At 58.0% G+C, this 509-nt stretch carries 1 rRNA gene; it reads right to left on the bottom strand.

What is annotated here, in order from left to right:
• A 23S ribosomal RNA gene (locus tag R9X44_RS35575) occupies positions 1-509 on the bottom strand; the annotation flags it as partial.

Raw genomic sequence — 509 nt, 5'->3', positions numbered from 1 at the left:
GTCTAACCGGTCCTCTTAACGTTCCGGCACCGGGCAGGCGTCAGTCCGTATACAGCGTCTTACGACTTCGCACGGACCTGTGTTTTTAGTAAACAGTCGCTTCCCCCTGGTATCTGCGACCCCACACAGCTCAAGGAGCAAGTCCCATCACCATACGAGGCCCCCCTTCTCCCAAAGTTACGGGGGCAATTTGCCGAGTTCCTTAACCACAGTTCACCCGAACGCCTTGGTATTCTCTACCTGACCACCTGAGTCGGTTTGGGGTACGGGCCGCCAGTACACTCGCTAGAGGCTTTTCTCGGCAGCATGGGATCACTCACTTCGCCTAAAACGGCTCGGCATCACCTCTCAGGCTATATGAAGCACGGATTTGCCTATGCTTCGCCCTACAGGCTTACCCCGGGACAACCATCGCCCGGGCTGAGCTACCCTCCTGCGTCACCCCATCGCTCACCTACTACCCGATCAGGTCCCGGACTAGCCCACATCCCCATCACCCCGAAGGGATC

It is taken from the genome of Actinocorallia sp. A-T 12471, assembly GCF_033875155.1.
Taxonomy (GTDB): Bacteria; Actinomycetota; Actinomycetes; order Streptosporangiales; family Streptosporangiaceae; genus Actinocorallia.
This window is presented reverse-complemented; position numbering and strand designations above follow the sequence as displayed.